The following is a 15,511-nucleotide window of genomic DNA, read 5'->3' on the forward strand; positions in this document are numbered from 1 at the left end:
GCGCCGGTTCCGGCGCAACCTGCGGAACTGCCGCCGGCGCCGGCCCTGCCGGAAGCGCCGGACGCTGCACAGTGATCACCCTCGCCGGTGCCGCTTTCAACCGGCACCGGCAGCCCGCCGGGCGAGCCTAGGACATGCGGATGTGGTGGAACTGGTAGACACGCTATCTTGAGGGGGTAGTGGCGAAAGCCGTGAGAGTTCGAGTCTCTCCATCCGCACCAACCCAGCCAGGATCCCGGGCTGCACGATGACCATGATGTTTGCCTCCCTGCTCACGTTCATGGCCGCCGCGGCCGTGGGGGTGGGCGCCGGGCTGCGCCGCCGTCGTCGCGCCCGGGCCGTGGCCCGGGCCATGCCCCGGACGGAGCCCTTGCGTTGCCCGGTCTGCGACGCCCGCCACGGCAGCGGTGGCGATCGCGGCTGAAACGGCAAAATTCTTTCGTACCAAGCGACTTACGGCGGATTTTTACGCTTTTGCCCTTGCAAATGCGCGCTCATGTGTCTACTATTGCGCCTCGCCGGGTGCGGGGTGGAGCAGTCTGGCAGCTCGTCGGGCTCATAACCCGAAGGTCGTAGGTTCAAATCCTACCCCCGCTACCAACTCGCTTTTGTAAGGAAAGCCCCGCATAGGGGCTTTTTTGTTCCCCCGGGCAGCCGGGATGAGTGTTGAGCATGGCATTGCAGGAACGGGTGCAGGCGCTGCTGGAGCCGCTGGTCGAGGGCCTCGGCTACGAACTGGTATGCCTGGAGTTGCACGGTTCTGGCGCGCATGCGTTGTTGCGGCTTTATATCGATGCACCGCAGGGCATCGGACTGGACGATTGCGAGCGGGTCAGCCGTGAGGTGAGCGCTGCGCTGGACGTGGCCGACCCGATCAGCGGCAGCTACCGGCTCGAGGTGTCCTCGCCGGGGCTGGACCGGCCGCTGGCCAAGCCGGAGCATTTCCGGCGCTTTGCCGGACGTCAGGCGAAGCTGCAGCTGCGCGCGCCGCTCAACGGCCGCCGCCGGTTCGCCGGGCGGCTGCTGGGGCTGGAACAGGACGAGGTGGTGATCGAGGTCGACGGCAGCCCCTGGCGGCTGCCGCTGCAGCAGGTCGAGAAGGCGCGGCTGGTGCCCGAGCACGACCGCTGAACGACCGCCAATTTAGTGACAGAGTGACGCAGGTATGAACAAGAACGTACTGCTTGTGGTGGATGCCGTCTCCAACGAGAAGGGCGTCGACAAGGAAATCATCTTCGAGGCGATCGAGGCCGCGCTCGCCTCGGCCACGCGCAAGCGCCACGGCGATGACATCGAAGTGCGGGTGGCCGTGAACCGCGAGTCGGGCGAGTACAGCACCTTCCGCCGCTGGCTGGTGCTCGAGGACGGCGCCGAGATGGAGTCCGCCAACCGGCAGGTGTACCTGTCCGAGGCGCGCGCCAAGCATCCCGAGATCCAGCCGGGCGAATTCATCGAGCAGCCGATGGAATCGGTCGAGTTCGGCCGCATCGCGGCACAGGCGGCCAAACAGGTCATCGTGCAGAAGGTGCGCGAGGCCGAGCGTGCCCAGGTGGTGGCCGCCTACAAGCCGCGCATCGGCGAGCTGATCACCGGTCTGGTCAAGCGCATCGAGCGTGGCAGCGTGATCCTGGACCTGGGTGGCAATGCCGAGGCGATCATCCCGCGCGAGGAGGTCATCCCGCGCGAACCGATGCGTACCGGCGACCGCGTGCGTGGATACCTGTACGACGTGCGCCCCGAGCCACGCGGCCCGCAGCTGTTCGTCAGCCGCACCTCACCGAAGTTCCTGATCGAGCTGTTCAAGCTCGAGGTGCCGGAAGTCGGCCAGGGTCTGATCGAGCTCAAGGGTGCGGCGCGCGACCCGGGCCTGCGTGCCAAGGTCGCGGTACAGGCCAAGGACAAGCGCATCGACCCGGTCGGTGCCTGCGTCGGCATGCGCGGTTCGCGTGTGCAGAGCGTGTCCAACGAGTTGGCTGGCGAGCGTATCGACATCGTGCTGTGGGACGAGAACCCGGCCCAGTTCGTAATCAACGCGATGGCGCCTGCGGAAGTCGAATCCATCGTCGTGGACGAAGACAGCCATAGCATGGACATTGCCGTGGTCGAGGACAAACTGGCCCAGGCCATCGGTCGCGGCGGCCAGAACGTGCGCCTGGCCTCGGAGCTGACCGGCTGGACCCTCAACGTCATGACCGAAACCGAGGCCGAGGCCAAGAGCGAGGCCGAGGGTGAGGCGCTGCAGAAGATGTTCATCGAGCAGCTCAATGTCGATGAGGAAGTGGCCGCAGTCTTGGTCAACGAGGGCTTCTCCTCGGTCGAGGAGATTGCCTACGTGCCGACCGAGGAACTACTCAAGGTCGAGGAGTTCGACGAGGCGATCGTCGAGGAGCTGCGCAACCGCGCCCGCGATGCGCTGCTCACCAAGGCCATCGCCAAGGCCGAAAAGGTCGATGCCCGTCTCGAGCCTGAACTGCTCGAAGTCGAGGGCATGGATGAGGACACGGCCGAGAAGCTGGCCGAGGCCGGCATCATCACGCGCAATGCGCTCGCCGAACTGGCTACGGACGAACTGGTCGAGATGACGGGCCTGGAAGAGGAGCGCGCCAGCAACCTGATCATGGCGGCGCGCGCGCACTGGTTCACCCCCAAGCAAAACGAGACACAACAGGCCTGAGTCTGAGCGGAGAGTCAGCAGAATGGCGCAAGTTACGGTCAAGCAGCTCGCCGACGAGGTCGGCACCCCGGTCGACCGGCTCCTCACCCAGCTGGCGGAGGCCGGCGTCGCGGTCAAAGATGCCAGCTCGCCGATCGGCGACGCCGACAAGCTCAAGCTGCTGACCTATCTGCGCACGCGTGGTACCGCTGGTCAGGCGACGGACACGGTGCCGGTCGCCGAACCCAAGAAAATCACGCTCAAGCGCAAGAGTACCAGCGAGATCAAGCTCAGTGCCGGCCGTGGCGGCGGCAAAGCCAAGACGGTGAGTGTCGAGGTGCGCAAGAGGCGCATCTACGTCAAGCGTACGGAGCTGCCTGAGGGGGACGAAGCTGACGCTCCACAGACGGCTGCCGCCGAGACGGCCACGACCACCGTGCCGGAGGCAGCCCCTGCCGCACCGGAAGCGCCCCCGGATGGACATCCGGAGGTGCACATCACCGAGGCCGCACAGAAATTGGCCGACGCGGAGGTTGCACGCGAGGCGGCCGAACAGGCCCGGCGTCAGGCCGAGGCGGAAACGGAGCGCAAGCCGGCCGAGGGTGGCGCTATCCGGCCGCCCATGTCGGACACGCGCAAGCGTGTGCTCGAGAACCTCGAGCGGGCCAAACAGCGTTATCGGGCCGACGAGGAGCCGCGCGAGCGCAGCGAGCGCGAAGGCGCGTTGCATCTGGCAGCCGGCAAACATGCCAAGCGCAAGAAGAAGACCAAGCCACACCGCGGGCCGGTACAAGTCGACACGCAGCACGGTTTCGTTGCGCCCACCGCGCCGATCGTGCGCGAGGTGCCGGTGCTCGAAGTCCAGACCGTCGGCGAACTGGCCCAGAAGATGGCGGTGAAAGCGCCAGAGCTGATCAAGGCGCTCATGAAGCTGGGGGTACTCGCGACCATCAACCAGTCGATCGACCGCGACACCGCGACCCTGGTCGTGGAGGAACTCGGCCACAAGCCGAAGCAGATCGATGACAGCGATGTCGAAGCCGTGCTGCTGCAGGGTGCGGTCAGCAATGTCGAGCAGGCCGAGCAGCGGCCGCGCCCGCCGGTCGTGACCATCATGGGCCATGTCGATCACGGCAAGACCTCGCTGCTGGACTATATCCGGCGAACGCGTGTCGCCGAGGGCGAGGCCGGTGGCATCACCCAGCACATCGGCGCCTACCACGTCAAAACGCCGCGCGGCACCATTACCTTCCTGGATACTCCTGGCCATGCTGCCTTCACCAAGATGCGCGCCCGTGGCGCGCAGCTGACCGACGTCGTGGTGCTGGTGGTGGCTGCCGACGATAGCGTGATGCCACAGACCAGGGAAGCGATCCAACACGCACGTGCCGCCAAGGTGCCGATCGTGGTCGCCATCACCAAGATCGACAAGCACGAGGCAAAGCCGGACAAGGTCAAGAATGATCTGTTGTCGGAAGAACTGGTGGTCGAGGACTTCGGCGGCGATATCCAGTGCGTCGGTGTGTCCGCCCACACCGGGCAGGGCGTGGACGATCTGCTGGAGAAGATTCTCCTGCAGGCGGAGCTGCTAGAGCTCAAGGCACCGGTCGACGTGCCCGCACAGGGCGTGGTGGTCGAGTCGAGCCTGGAAAAAGGCCGTGGTCCGGTCATCACCGTGCTGGTCAAGAAGGGTACCCTGCGCCAAGGTGATGTGCTGCTGGCGGGCCCGTACTTCGGCCGCGTGCGTGCGCTGTTCGACGACATGGGCAAGCCCCTCAAGGCGGTTGGCCCGTCCATCCCGGCAGTGGTGCTGGGTCTGAACGGTACCCCGGATGCCGGTGATGAGATCATCGTGCTGGCCGACGAGCGCAAGGCGCGCGAAGTGGCGCAGTTCCGAGAGAGCCGCCTGCGCGAGAGCAAGCTGGCCGCGCAGCAGGGCACGCGTCTCGACCTGTTTGCACAGATGGGCGAGGGGCAGGCCGTGCGCGAGCTCAACATCCTGCTCAAGACCGATGTGCAGGGCAGCGCCGAAGCGCTGTCGGAGGCGCTGGTCAAGCTGTCGACCGACGAGGTCAAGGTCAAGATCGTATCCGCCAGCGTCGGCGGTATCAGCGAGTCGGACGTGGACCTGGCGCTGGCCTCGAAGGCCATCATCGTCGGTTTCAACGTGCGTGCCGACAGCGTCGCGCGCAAGGCGATCCAGGAAAGCGGTGTGGATGTGCGCTACTACAGCATCATCTACGACGTGATCAACGACGTGAAGGACGCCATGTCCGGCCTGCTCGGTACCGAGACACGCGAGCAAATGGTCGGCCTGGCGGAAGTGCGCGAAGTGTTCCGCTCCTCGCAGTTCGGCAACATCGCCGGCTGCCTGGTGGTCGAGGGTCAGGTGCGTCGCGGCCTGCCGATCCGCGTACTGCGCGACAACGTGGTGATCTACGAAGGCGAACTCGAGTCGCTGCGCCGGCACAAGGATGACGTCAGCAAGGTCGAGGCCGGGACCGAGTGCGGTATCGGCGTCAAGAACTACAACGATGTCAAGGTCGGCGACCAGATCGAGGTCTTCGAGCGTATCCAGGTCAAGCGTTCGGTCGCCTGATCCAAGCTGCGCCGCCGCATGCCCAAAGATTTTCCTCGCACGCGCCGCGTCGGCGACCAGATCCAGCGCGAGCTGTCGCAACTGATTCGCACGGAGCTGAAGGATCCGCGCGTGCGCCTGGTGACCGTGACCGAAGTGCAGGTGAGCCGCGACCTGGAACATGCCAAGGTTTTCGTCAGCGTGCTGGGTTCCGATGACGCCACTGCGGCGGTCACTGCACTGACCCATGCAGCGGGCCATCTGCGTCGCCTGCTGGGGCGCGAGATGCGCCTGCGCGTCCTACCGGAACTGCAGTTCGTGGAGGACCGGGTGCTGGTGGAAGGCAGCCGCCTGTCGGCCCTGATCAGCCAGGCCGTGGCCGAGGATGCCAAACACTATCAGCAACAGGGTGACGATAAGGACTGAGCGCGACCCCGCGCTCTGACCGTCCTCCGCCCGGAACCCGCATGCCAGGCCCTGCACGAAAAGGTCGTCCTGTCGACGGTATCCTGTTGCTGGACAAGCCGGCAGGCTTGTCCTCGAACGCTGCCCTGCAGCGGGCCAGACACCTTTTCAATGCCCAGAAGGCCGGACATACCGGCAGCCTGGATCCGCTGGCCACCGGGCTGCTGCCGGTTTGTTTCGGCGAAGCCACCAAGGCCTCGGCCTACCTGCTCGATGCCGACAAGCGCTATCGCGTGACCGTGCGCCTGGGGCGCCAAACCACTACCGGCGACGCTGAGGGGGATGTCCTGCGCGAGCTGCCTGTGCCGGTGCTCGAGTGCGCACGCATCGAGCACAGCCTGCGGCGCTTCACCGGCCAGATCCGTCAGGTACCGCCGATGCACTCGGCGCTCAAGCACCAGGGGCGGCGGCTGTATGAACTGGCCCGGGCCGGGCAGTCGGTCGAGCGCGCACCGCGCTGTGTGTACGTTCACCAGATCAGGCTGCTGGGCGTCGAGAAGGATCTGATCGATTTGGAGGTGCATTGCTCCAAGGGGACATACGTCCGCGTCCTGGCCGAGGATCTGGCTGCAGACTTGGGCACCTGCGGCCATGTGGAACGCCTGCGACGGCTGGCGGTTGGCCCGTTCCGGGGCGAGGACATGCTCGGCTTCGAACGTCTGCAGCAGCTGGCGGCGGAGGGGCCGGAGACGCTGGATCGCGTCCTGCTGCCGGTGGTGGCAGCCTTTACCGGCTGGCCCAGCGCTGAGCTGGACGCCGACAGCGCCTGGTACCTGCAACGCGGCCAGCCGGTGCAGGTAGCGCGGGCGCCGCGCCAAGGACTGCTCTGTCTGTATGGGCCGGGCCGGCGACTGCTGGGGGTGGGCGAGGTGCTGGAGGATGGCCGCATCGCCCCACGCCGGTTGCTGCGGCAGCCGCCTGGCTAAAGACCCGGAACCTCCAGATTCTTCTTGTGATTCAGGCGTCTCGCGGCTAGAATACGCGGCCTAAATCAACGACCTGAACGAAAAGAGCGTCTCGTAGGAGTTTGCAATGCCTTTGAACAACGAGCAGAAGCGCGACGTCATCGCCAAGCATCAGCGCGGCAAAACCGATACCGGCTCGCCTGAAGTACAGGTGGCCCTGCTGTCGGCGCGCATCAACCAGTTGGGTGAGCACTTCGAAAGGAACAAGGCCGACCACCACTCGCGCCGCGGCCTGCTCAAGATGGTCAACCGCCGCCGCAAGCTCCTGGACTACCTGAAAGGTCGGGACCCGAACCGCTACCAGGCCATCGTCAACGAACTCGGTCTGCGCCGCTAACCGCGGCGTTTTCTTTTTCCAGCGGTTCTCACAGAGGTATCCCGCCGTGTCCTATTTCCTGAAGAGCGTCAAGAAAACCTTTTCCTACGGCCCGCACGCCGTCACCCTGGAGACCGGCGAGATCGCCCGCCAGGCCGGCGGCGCGGTGCTGGTCAGCTGCGACGACACCGTGGTGCTGGTCACTGCGGTCGGCCGCAAGGACGTCAAGCCGGGCGTGGACTTCTTCCCGCTCACGGTCAATTACCAGGAACGCACCTACGCCGGCGGCAAGATCCCCGGCGGCTTCTTCAAGCGCGAGGGTCGTCCGGCCGAGCGCGAGACCCTGACCTCCCGCCTGATCGACCGTCCCCTGCGACCGCTGTTTCCCAAGGGCTTTCGCAATGAGGTGCAGGTCGTCGCCACGGTGATGTCCATCAATCCCGAGGTGGCCAGCGACATCCCGGCCATGCTGGGCGCCTCGGCCGCACTGGCCCTGTCCGGCCTGCCGTTCCAAGGCCCGATCGGGGCTGCCCGCGTCGGCTATGCCAACGGCCAGTACCTGCTCAACCCGACTGCCACCCAGATGGAAAGCTCCCAGCTGGACCTGGTCGTCGCCGGCACGGCGGACGCCGTGCTGATGGTCGAATCCGAAGCCAAGCAGCTGCCGGAGGACGTGATGCTGGGTGCGGTGCTGTTCGGGCACGAGCAGATGCAGGTCGCGATCAGGGCCATCAACGAGCTCGTGGCCGAGGCGGGTAAACAGCCCTGGGAGATGCCGTCGGAAGCCGAAGACGAGGCGCTCGAGCGGGCCGTGGCTGCGGCCGCACGGGCGGATATCGAAGCCGCCTACCGCATCCAGGAGAAACAGGCGCGTACCGACCGCCTCAACGAGATCCGCAGCGCCTTGCTCGCCCAGCTGGCACCGGACGGCGGCCAGTGGAGTGCCGATGCCGTCAAGACCGCGATGGCCAAGCTGGAAAAGACCATCGTGCGTCAACGTATCATCAAGGGCGAGCCGCGCATCGACGGCCGCGACACCAAGACCGTGCGGCCGATCTGTATCCGTACCGCTGTGCTGCCGCGCACCCATGGCTCTGCGCTGTTCACGCGCGGCGAGACGCAGGCGATCGTGGTCACCACCCTGGGCACCGGGCGCGACGCGCAAATCATCGACGCGGTGGAGGGCGAGTACAAGCAGCCGTTCATGCTCCACTACAACTTCCCGCCGTACTCGACCGGCGAGACCGGCATGATGGGTTCGCCCAAGCGCCGCGAGATCGGCCACGGCAACCTGGCCAAGCGCGCGCTGGCCGGTGTCATGCCGGACCTGGAGAAGGAATTCCCGTACGTCGTGCGCGTGGTGTCCGAGATCACCGAATCCAACGGCTCGAGCTCCATGGCAACCGTCTGCGGCGCCTCACTGTCGCTGATGGACGCAGGCGTCCCGATCAAGGCGGCGGTGGCCGGTGTGGCGATGGGACTGATTAAGGAAGACAGTGGGTTTGCCGTGTTGACCGACATTCTCGGTGACGAGGACCACCTCGGCGACATGGACTTCAAGGTGGCGGGCACCGCCACCGGCGTGACCGCGCTGCAGATGGACATCAAGATCAAGGGCATCACCCGCGAGATCATGGAAGTGGCGCTGAAGCAGGCCCGTGAGGGCCGCCTGCACATCCTCGGCAAGATGAACGAAGTCATCGCTGCGCCGCGCAGCGAGATGTCGCAGTGGGCGCCGCGTATCTTCACCATCAAGATCAACCCGGAGAAGATCCGTGATGTGATCGGCAAAGGCGGTGCCACCATCCGCGCCATTACCGAGGAAACCGGCACTACCATCGACATCGACGACGACGGCACCATCCGCATCGCCGCCGTGGACAAGGGCGCGGCCGACGCCGCGATCAAGCGCATCGAACAGCTCACCAAGGAAGTGCAGGTAGGCGAGATCTATCGCGGCAAGGTCGTTCGTCTGATGGACTTCGGGGCTTTCGTGAGCATCCTGCCGGGCAAGGACGGCCTGGTGCACATTTCGCAGATCTCGGATGAGCGCGTCGAGAATGTGTCGGACAAGCTGTCCGAGGGCGACGACGTCTGTGTCAAGGTGCTGGAAGTGGACAAGCAGGGCCGCATCCGTCTGAGCATGAAGGCAGTGAACGAGGCCGAACGCGCCAAGATCAAGGCTTAGACGCTCTGCGATCGGCTTCTCCTTTCGGTACCGTGTACGCGCGCCCACTTCCATCGAACGAGAGCCTGTTGCGAAGCCCCAAAAAAAGAGCCCCCTGGGGAGGGGGCAAGGTGCGAGAAAGGCCTGGCGGCCTTTCGGAGGAGACGTTGAGAAAGGGCCCCGGTGGGCCTTTTCTTTTTGCAGGCAACTGGTGCCCGCCAGCTATGTTGCAGCGCAGTATAAGTATCACTTACCTATATGTCAATAGGCAGGGAAGCGTGGTATCGGCAAAAAGTGATAACCGACGCGACAGCCTATAAAAATATTTTTATTATTCAATAAGATGCTGTTGAGCTCGGCGAGGCCTGCGCCGCTGGCGGGCAGTCGACGCTATTCCTGCGATTCGCTACGGCTACGGGAAAGGTTCTTGAGGAATTCCTTGCGGATCGACTTCCAGATCGGAAGCTGCTGGCGGGAGATGTCACGGAGGGTCTGCAGGGGGGTGTTGCTGTGCAGCAGCTGGCGCAGGTTGTCGATGAACTGCTGTTGCTGCTCGGCGAAGGAGCGCAGGCTGAGCTCGAGGTAGCGGCTGATGCTGGGTTGCATCGAGTCGCCATAGAAGCGGATGAAGCGGGTCAGCACCTCGGTGCTGAAGATCGGGTTGCCGCCTTCCTCCTGCTCGCTGATGACCTGCAGCAGGATGGAGCGGGTGATGTTGCTGCCGTCGCGACTGTCCTGCACCTCGAACTCTACGCCGTCCACCACCAGCTGCCGGATCTCGTCCAGCGTGATGTAGCGGCTGATCTCGGTGTCGTACAGGCGCCGGTTCGGATACTTCTTGATGATCCGCGGCTTGGCGGCAGGCTTGGTCATGCGTGCGTTCGACTGCGGCTTGTCTGCGTTACGGCGGGCATCACCGGCTGATTCTGCCAGAGATGGCCGGTGCTCGCCTAATCGCGCTCGACAGCCAACGCCACGCCCTGTCCACCACCGATGCACAGCGTGGCCAGCCCGCGGCGCGCGCCGCGGCGGCGCATTTCGTGCAGCAGCGTCACCAGCACGCGCGCGCCGGAGGCGCCGATCGGGTGGCCCAGGGCAATGGCGCCGCCGTTCACGTTGACCCTGTCCGGGTCCAGCCCGAGATCCTTGAGCACGCACAGCGATTGCAGGGCGAAGGCTTCGTTGGCCTCCACCAGGTCCAGCTCGCTGGCCTGCCAGCCGGCCTTTTCCAGGCAGCGCAAGCTGGCCGGTACCGGCCCGATGCCGAAGCGGGTGGGCTCCACGGCCGCGCTGGCGTAGGCCCGTATGCGTGCCAGCGGGACGAGGCCCAGCTGTCGGGCGCGGCTTTCGGCCATGACCACAACGGCGGCCGCACCGTCATTGATGCCGGAGGCATTGCCGGCGGTCACGCTGCCGTCCTTGAGGAAGGCCGGCTTGAGCGCCGCCAGTTTCTCGGCCGTGGTACCCGGGCGCGGGTACTCATCGCTGTCCACCACCCGCGGCTCGCCTTTCTTCTGGGGAATGGATATGGGAATGATCTCGTCGCGGAAGCGCGCGGCCCGTTGCGCCGCCTCGGCGCGCTGCTGCGAGGCGGCGGCAAAGGCGTCCTGCGCCGTGCGGCTGATGCCGTACTCGGTGGCCAGGCTCTCGACAATCGCGCCCATGTGCCGTCCGTCGGAGGCTTCCAGCAGGCCGTCGTTGAGCATGCTGTCCACCAGCGCCCAATTGCCCATGCGCTGTCCCTGGCGCGAGCGCGGCAGCAGGTGCGGCGCAGCCGACATGTTTTCCTGGCCGCCGGCAATGACCACTTGGGCGTCACCGGCGCGGATCGCCTGCGCGCCGAGCATCACTGCCTTCAGGCCGGAGCCGCAGACCTTGTTGACCGTGATCGCCGGGACGCTCACCGGCAGGCCGGCGGCGATCAGCGCCTGGCGCGCGGGGTTCTGGCCGCAGCCGGCGGTAACGACCTGCCCCATGATCACTTCGTCGACATCCGCGCCCTTGAGGCCGGTTTTCTCGACCAGCGCGCGGATGACGTGAGCCCCCAGCTGCGGCGCGGAGATCTCGGCCAGTGCGCCGCCGAAGGCGCCTATGGGGGTGCGGGCCGCGGCCACGATCACGACCGGTTCGGACATGGGTTCAGACTCCGGGATGGGGCAGGGAAAACGCGGGAAACGCTCGAAATTATGCCATAGGCGGCGTGGCCAGCTGCAGGCGGCGCGGCACCCGGGCCAGGTCCCAGTGCGCCCGGGCCCAGCACAGCAGCGCGTCGCGTCCGGCATCGGCCAGGTCGCGGGGCGGCTGCTGGCCGAGCAGCTCAAGGCAAAGTTGCAGGGCCATTTCCGGGCGCCGGCCCGCGACCGGGTCCGCGCGGTTCTGCTTGCTCAGCTTGCGCCCGGCCGCATCCGCCAGCACCGGCACGTGCGCATAGGCCGGGGTCGGGTAGCCCAGCCTGTGCTGTAGGTAGAGCTGGCGTGGCGTCGAGCTGAGCAGGTCGGCGCCGCGCACGATCTCGGTGATACCCTGCTCGGCGTCATCCACCACTACCGCCAGCTGGTAGGCATACAAACCGTCCGCGCGCCGCAGGATGAAATCGCCGACCTCCCGGGCCAGCACCTGCCGGCACTCACCCTGGAGGCGGTCGGTGAAGCGCCACTCGTGCGCGTCCACGCGGATGCGCAGCGCGTGCCGCTGCGCGCGCAGCGGCGGGGCATCGCGGCAGGTGCCCGGGTAAACCGGGCCATCGATGCCGGGCCGGCACTCGGCCAGTTCCCGGCGCGTGCAGGTGCAGGGGTAGAGCAGGCCCTGGGCGGCGAGGCACGCAATGGCCGCGGCATACCCGTCATCGCGGGTGCTCTGGTACAGCACCGGCCCGTCCCAGTGCAGGCCGAAGCGTTCCAGCGTGCGCAGGATGTCGTCGGCGTACGCCTGGCGCGCCCGCGGCCGATCAAGATCTTCCATGCGCAGCAGCCAGGCGCCGCCGCTGCGGCGCGCCTGCAGCCAGCTGGCCAGCGCCGCCAGCAGCGAGCCGAGGTGCAGGGGGCCGGTGGGCGAGGGTGCGAAGCGGCCGCGGTAAGCCGCCATCACGGCGCGATGCCGTCCGCGGCGTGGATCGTGCGTGGCTGCGCGTGACCGTTCAGCCGGCGCGTGACGGCGCGCAAGAGCGCGGTGGCACGCAGGCCAAAGTCCGGGTAGCTCAGGAAATGCGCGCGGCCGACCTCGGCGACGGTCAGCCCGTCGGGCTCGATTTCATCCGGGATGAGCACCAGGCCGTCGTTCGGCCCGTAGTCACGCAGTTGCACGTAGGTGAAACGCTTTTCGAACTCGGTGTCGAGGATCGTACCCGAGACGGGCACACCGACGTAGTTGACCACCAGCACATGCTCCGGCAGTCGGATTTCGCTGGCACGCCGCTGGCTGCGTCCTACGCTCAGGCTGCGCAGACCGTCCAGGCCGCCCCAGCCGCGCAGCCGGAACAACGCCTCGGTCGCCCAGGCGACTGGCCAGGCCGTCCACTTGTCGGCCAGCGGACTGCCCCGCAATGCGCCGCAGATGTTCAGCCAGGCCTTCACCGGGCGGGTCTCCTCGGGCTCCAGCAGCCGCCCGAGCGCCATGGCCACTTCCGCGCCGCCTTTACTGCCGCTGACCACGATCAGCGGTCGCCCGTCCCGCAACAGCGGTCGCAGGCCGTCCGCGACCAGGCGTGCGTTGTCCTCGACCGAGCCGTTGTCCAGCAGTTCGATGAGATGATGCTCGATGCCGAAGCGATCGAGCAGAGCGCGCGGCGCCGCCATGTTGGCGCCGGTCCAGGGCTTGGAGCGGTACAGCCAGCCCGGCACGAACACGATCCGGTATTGCCGGTCGATGTCGAGGCCATCCTCGGCTCCGCCGTTCTGCAGCTGTTCGAGTTGCTGGTTGAACGATGCCTGCAGCTCGCGGTTGCGCGGTTCATCCATCAGCGACTTCGCGTAGAACAGTGCCGCGGTATCCACTGAGAACTGTCGTGACAGCGCCGTCAGTTCCGCCACCGTCAGCGGCCGTGCCGGGGCATGCCCGTTGTGCAGCTGGTCCAGGCGTGCATCCCAATCCGGGACCCGGCGCTGGCCGGCGAGGTAGTGCTCGAGGTAGTACTTGGCCAGCGGCGAGTCCACGGTCGTAGTCACGGGCTGTCCGTAAAGCTCGCCGGCGGCCGGCAGGCGCGGCAGGGAGGCGCCACAGGCCGAGAGCAGCAGGAGCAGTGCGGCGGCCGACAGCAGCAGGGGGATACGCGGAAGCAGGTTCACGGGTCTGGGCTCAGGTCGCGTCACGGCTGGCGGACATGTGCTCGAAATCCGCAATCCAACGCCGGCGCCGGGCAGGCGCCGGACTGTCATGAATTCAGGTACAAGCAAGGGCCGGGCTACTTGCCCAGCTGGCGTTCGCGAATCTCTTCCAGGCTCTTGCAGTCGACGCACTGGGTTGCGGTCGGTCGCGCCTCGAGCCGGCGAATGCCGATCTCGGTGCCGCAGGACTCGCAGTAGCCATACTCGTTGCGGTCGAGCAGGTCCAGGGTCTGGTCGATCTTGCGGATCAGCTTGCGCTCGCGGTCGCGGGTGCGCAGCTCCAGGCTGAACTCGGATTCCTGCGTGGCGCGATCGGTCGGGTCGGGGAAATTGGCCGCCTCGTCCTTCATGTGATGGACCGTGCGGTCGACTTCCTGCATCAGCTCCTGTTTCCAGGCCAGCAGGATCTTGCGGAAGTGCTCGATCTGCTGCTCGCTCATGTAGGGCTCGCCCTTCTTGGGCTTGTACGGCGTGAAGCTGCTGAAAGGCTTGATCGAAACCGCGCTGGGCTTGGCTGACATGCGCTTGACTCTCTGCCGGTTGAAAAGTGAGCAAAATGACGGCTAATCAGCCGGCTAGCTATACCAGAAGTACTCTGGGCAGGCAACACGATGCAGGGTCAGGAGCACGCCGTCCGCGCTGTGGCAGAATGGCTCTGCTGCTGCGGCGTAATCTCCTGCCGCCACGAGAAAATGGATGGCCCTCCAGGCCCTGCTGTTCGACGTCGATGGAACCCTGGCGGATACCGAACCGCAGGGGCATTTGCCGGCTTACAACGAGGCCTTCCGCGAGCTGGGGCTGAACTGGCGCTGGTCGCCGGAGCTGTATCGTGAACTGCTGCTGCTGCCCGGCGGCAAGGAGCGCATCGCCCAGTACCTGCGCCAGTACGATCCCGCGGTCGGCGAGCACCGCGCCGAGATCGAGCGCGACGCCAAGGCCTGGGTCGAGCGCGTGCACAAGATCAAGTCGCGCTACTTCCGGCGCCTGGTGAGCGGCGGCAAGGTGACGCTGCGCCCCGGCGTGCGCCGGCTGATCACCGAGGCCGACCAGGCCGGGCTGCGTATGGCGATCGTGACCAATGCCAGCCGCAGCAGCCTGGAGCCCTTCCTCGAGTACACGCTGGGCAAGGAGCTGAGCGAGCGCATCGATTTCATCGTCAGCGGCGAACAGGTGGCGCACAAAAAGCCGGCGCCGGACCTGTATCGGTTGGCGCTGCTCAAGCTCGGCCTCAAGCCACTCGAATGTATGGCGCTGGAGGACTCCAGCATGGGCCTGGTCGCCGCCACCAGCGCTGGCATCCCGACCCTGATCACGGTCAACGAGGATACCCGTCATCACGTGTTCGAGGACGCCGTGCTGGTGGTGGACAAGCTCGGCGAGCCCGACGATCCGTTTCGCGTGCTGCAGGGCGAGCCCGGCACCGACCGTTATGTCACCCTGCGCCTGCTGCAGGAGCTTCTGCAGCGGGTCGAGTCCGAGTCCAACGCCGAGGAAGCGGCGGAAGAGGAAGAATGAGCCGCGCCGCCGTGTCCCGGCGCGCCGCCGGCGTGCAGGCGTTCCAGGTGATGGAACTGCTGGCGCGGGCGCGCGCCGCCGAAGCGGCCGGCCGCGACATCGTGCACATGGAGATGGGCGAGCCGGATTTTCCCGCGCCGCCGGCCGTGGTCGCGGCGGCGCAGGCGGCGCTGGCGCTCAACCGCACGCATTACGGCCCCGCGCTCGGGCTGCCCGAGCTGCGTGAGGCGATCGCCGCTTTCTACCGCGACCGCTACGGACTGGATGTGCCGGCCGCGCGCGTGATCGTCACGCCGGGGTCCTCGGGCGCACTGCAGCTGGCGCTGGCGGCGCTGCTGGACGTCGGCGACGAGATCCTGCTGCCGGACCCGGCCTATCCCTGCAACCGGCAGATCGCCGCGGCGCTCGGCGCGCGCGCGGTCATGCTCCCGGTGGACGCTGCCACCGACTACCAGCCCACGCCGTCGCAGCTGCGCGCCGCCTGGACGCCGCGCTGCCGCGCGCTGCTGCTGGCTTCGCCTTCGAATCCG

The 15,511-nt window shown here is 66.6% G+C and carries 14 protein-coding genes and 2 tRNA genes; 11 read left to right on the forward strand and 5 right to left on the reverse strand.

What is annotated here, in order from left to right; translation table 11 throughout:
• The first annotated feature begins 136 nt into the window (after positions 1-136).
• The 9 genes from VNJ47_00330 to pnp all read left to right on the forward strand — a co-directional run bounded on the left by VNJ47_00330 (position 137) and on the right by pnp (position 9,165).
• Positions 137-221: transfer RNA gene (locus VNJ47_00330), tRNA-Leu, on the forward strand.
• A gap of 302 nt (positions 222-523) precedes the next feature.
• A tRNA-Met gene (locus tag VNJ47_00335) sits at positions 524-600 on the forward strand.
• Between the two features lie 72 nt (positions 601-672).
• Positions 673-1,131, forward strand: coding sequence for a ribosome maturation factor RimP (rimP, locus tag VNJ47_00340; protein ID HXG27281.1), 459 nt, complete (start codon positions 673-675; stop codon positions 1,129-1,131).
• 34 nt (positions 1,132-1,165) lie between these two features.
• Positions 1,166-2,674, forward strand: a complete 1,509-nt coding sequence (gene nusA / locus VNJ47_00345) for a transcription termination factor NusA (GenBank protein HXG27282.1) — start codon at positions 1,166-1,168, stop codon at positions 2,672-2,674.
• 22 nt (positions 2,675-2,696) lie between these two features.
• Positions 2,697-5,252, forward strand: coding sequence for a translation initiation factor IF-2 (gene infB, locus VNJ47_00350; protein ID HXG27283.1), 2,556 nt, complete (start codon positions 2,697-2,699; stop codon positions 5,250-5,252).
• An 18-nt stretch (positions 5,253-5,270) separates the two neighbouring features.
• Complete coding sequence (gene rbfA, locus VNJ47_00355; GenBank protein ID HXG27284.1) at positions 5,271-5,657, forward strand: 30S ribosome-binding factor RbfA; 387 nt, start codon at positions 5,271-5,273, stop codon at positions 5,655-5,657.
• A 41-nt stretch (positions 5,658-5,698) separates the two neighbouring features.
• Positions 5,699-6,622, forward strand: coding sequence for a tRNA pseudouridine(55) synthase TruB (truB, locus tag VNJ47_00360; protein HXG27285.1), 924 nt, complete (start codon positions 5,699-5,701; stop codon positions 6,620-6,622).
• 106 nt (positions 6,623-6,728) lie between these two features.
• A complete protein-coding gene (gene rpsO / locus VNJ47_00365; GenBank protein ID HXG27286.1) occupies positions 6,729-6,998 on the forward strand; it encodes a 30S ribosomal protein S15 in 270 nt (89 codons plus the stop codon).
• A 46-nt stretch (positions 6,999-7,044) separates the two neighbouring features.
• Positions 7,045-9,165 carry a polyribonucleotide nucleotidyltransferase gene (gene pnp, locus VNJ47_00370; protein ID HXG27287.1) on the forward strand — a complete coding sequence of 707 codons (2,121 nt, stop codon included), beginning with the start codon at positions 7,045-7,047 and terminating at the stop codon, positions 9,163-9,165.
• Between the two features lie 369 nt (positions 9,166-9,534).
• On the opposite strand, the gene phaR is transcribed toward pnp, so the two are convergent.
• The 5 genes from phaR to dksA form a co-directional block, all read right to left on the reverse strand.
• The gene (gene phaR / locus VNJ47_00375) at positions 9,535-10,017 is read right to left on the reverse strand and encodes a polyhydroxyalkanoate synthesis repressor PhaR (protein ID HXG27288.1); all 483 of its coding nucleotides are present in this window, start codon (positions 10,015-10,017) and stop codon (positions 9,535-9,537) included.
• 77 nt (positions 10,018-10,094) lie between these two features.
• Positions 10,095-11,279: an acetyl-CoA C-acetyltransferase gene (locus VNJ47_00380; protein HXG27289.1), complete on the reverse strand. Its 1,185-nt coding sequence runs from the start codon at positions 11,277-11,279 to the stop codon at positions 10,095-10,097.
• Between the two features lie 49 nt (positions 11,280-11,328).
• Positions 11,329-12,228: a tRNA glutamyl-Q(34) synthetase GluQRS gene (gene gluQRS, locus VNJ47_00385; protein HXG27290.1), complete on the reverse strand. Its 900-nt coding sequence runs from the start codon at positions 12,226-12,228 to the stop codon at positions 11,329-11,331.
• Positions 12,228-13,427, reverse strand: a complete 1,200-nt coding sequence (locus tag VNJ47_00390) for a hypothetical protein (GenBank protein ID HXG27291.1) — start codon at positions 13,425-13,427, stop codon at positions 12,228-12,230. Before VNJ47_00390 ends, gluQRS begins: the two co-directional genes overlap by 1 nt.
• Before the next feature lie 116 nt (positions 13,428-13,543).
• The gene (gene dksA / locus VNJ47_00395; protein ID HXG27292.1) at positions 13,544-13,987 is read right to left on the reverse strand and encodes an RNA polymerase-binding protein DksA; all 444 of its coding nucleotides are present in this window, start codon (positions 13,985-13,987) and stop codon (positions 13,544-13,546) included.
• 175 nt (positions 13,988-14,162) lie between these two features.
• Between dksA and VNJ47_00400 the strand changes: the two genes are divergently transcribed.
• Complete coding sequence (locus VNJ47_00400) at positions 14,163-14,981, forward strand: HAD-IA family hydrolase (protein ID HXG27293.1); 819 nt, start codon at positions 14,163-14,165, stop codon at positions 14,979-14,981.
• Positions 14,978-15,511: aminotransferase class I/II-fold pyridoxal phosphate-dependent enzyme (locus tag VNJ47_00405; protein ID HXG27294.1), on the forward strand; the 534-nt coding region annotated here is incomplete at its 3' end. The genes VNJ47_00400 and VNJ47_00405, both read left to right, overlap by 4 nt.

It is taken from the genome of Nevskiales bacterium (assembly GCA_035574475.1).
Lineage (GTDB): Bacteria > Pseudomonadota > Gammaproteobacteria > Nevskiales > DATLYR01 > DATLYR01.

What these genes read in the sequence shown, in the direction of transcription:
- rimP (HXG27281.1), top strand. Translation starts at nt 673, where the DNA reads ATGGCATTGCAGGAACGGGTGCAGGCGCTGCTGGAGCCGCTGGTCGAG.
- nusA (HXG27282.1), top strand. Translation starts at nt 1,166, where the DNA reads ATGAACAAGAACGTACTGCTTGTGGTGGATGCCGTCTCCAACGAGAAG.
- infB (HXG27283.1), top strand. Translation starts at nt 2,697, where the DNA reads ATGGCGCAAGTTACGGTCAAGCAGCTCGCCGACGAGGTCGGCACCCCG.
- rbfA (HXG27284.1), top strand. Translation starts at nt 5,271, where the DNA reads ATGCCCAAAGATTTTCCTCGCACGCGCCGCGTCGGCGACCAGATCCAG.
- truB (HXG27285.1), top strand. Translation starts at nt 5,699, where the DNA reads ATGCCAGGCCCTGCACGAAAAGGTCGTCCTGTCGACGGTATCCTGTTG.
- rpsO (HXG27286.1), top strand. Translation starts at nt 6,729, where the DNA reads ATGCCTTTGAACAACGAGCAGAAGCGCGACGTCATCGCCAAGCATCAG.
- phaR (HXG27288.1), bottom strand. Translation starts at nt 10,017, where the DNA reads ATGACCAAGCCTGCCGCCAAGCCGCGGATCATCAAGAAGTATCCGAAC.
- VNJ47_00380 (HXG27289.1), bottom strand. Translation starts at nt 11,279, where the DNA reads ATGTCCGAACCGGTCGTGATCGTGGCCGCGGCCCGCACCCCCATAGGC.
- gluQRS (HXG27290.1), bottom strand. Translation starts at nt 12,228, where the DNA reads ATGGCGGCTTACCGCGGCCGCTTCGCACCCTCGCCCACCGGCCCCCTG.
- dksA (HXG27292.1), bottom strand. Translation starts at nt 13,987, where the DNA reads ATGTCAGCCAAGCCCAGCGCGGTTTCGATCAAGCCTTTCAGCAGCTTC.
- VNJ47_00400 (HXG27293.1), top strand. Translation starts at nt 14,163, where the DNA reads ATGGCCCTCCAGGCCCTGCTGTTCGACGTCGATGGAACCCTGGCGGAT.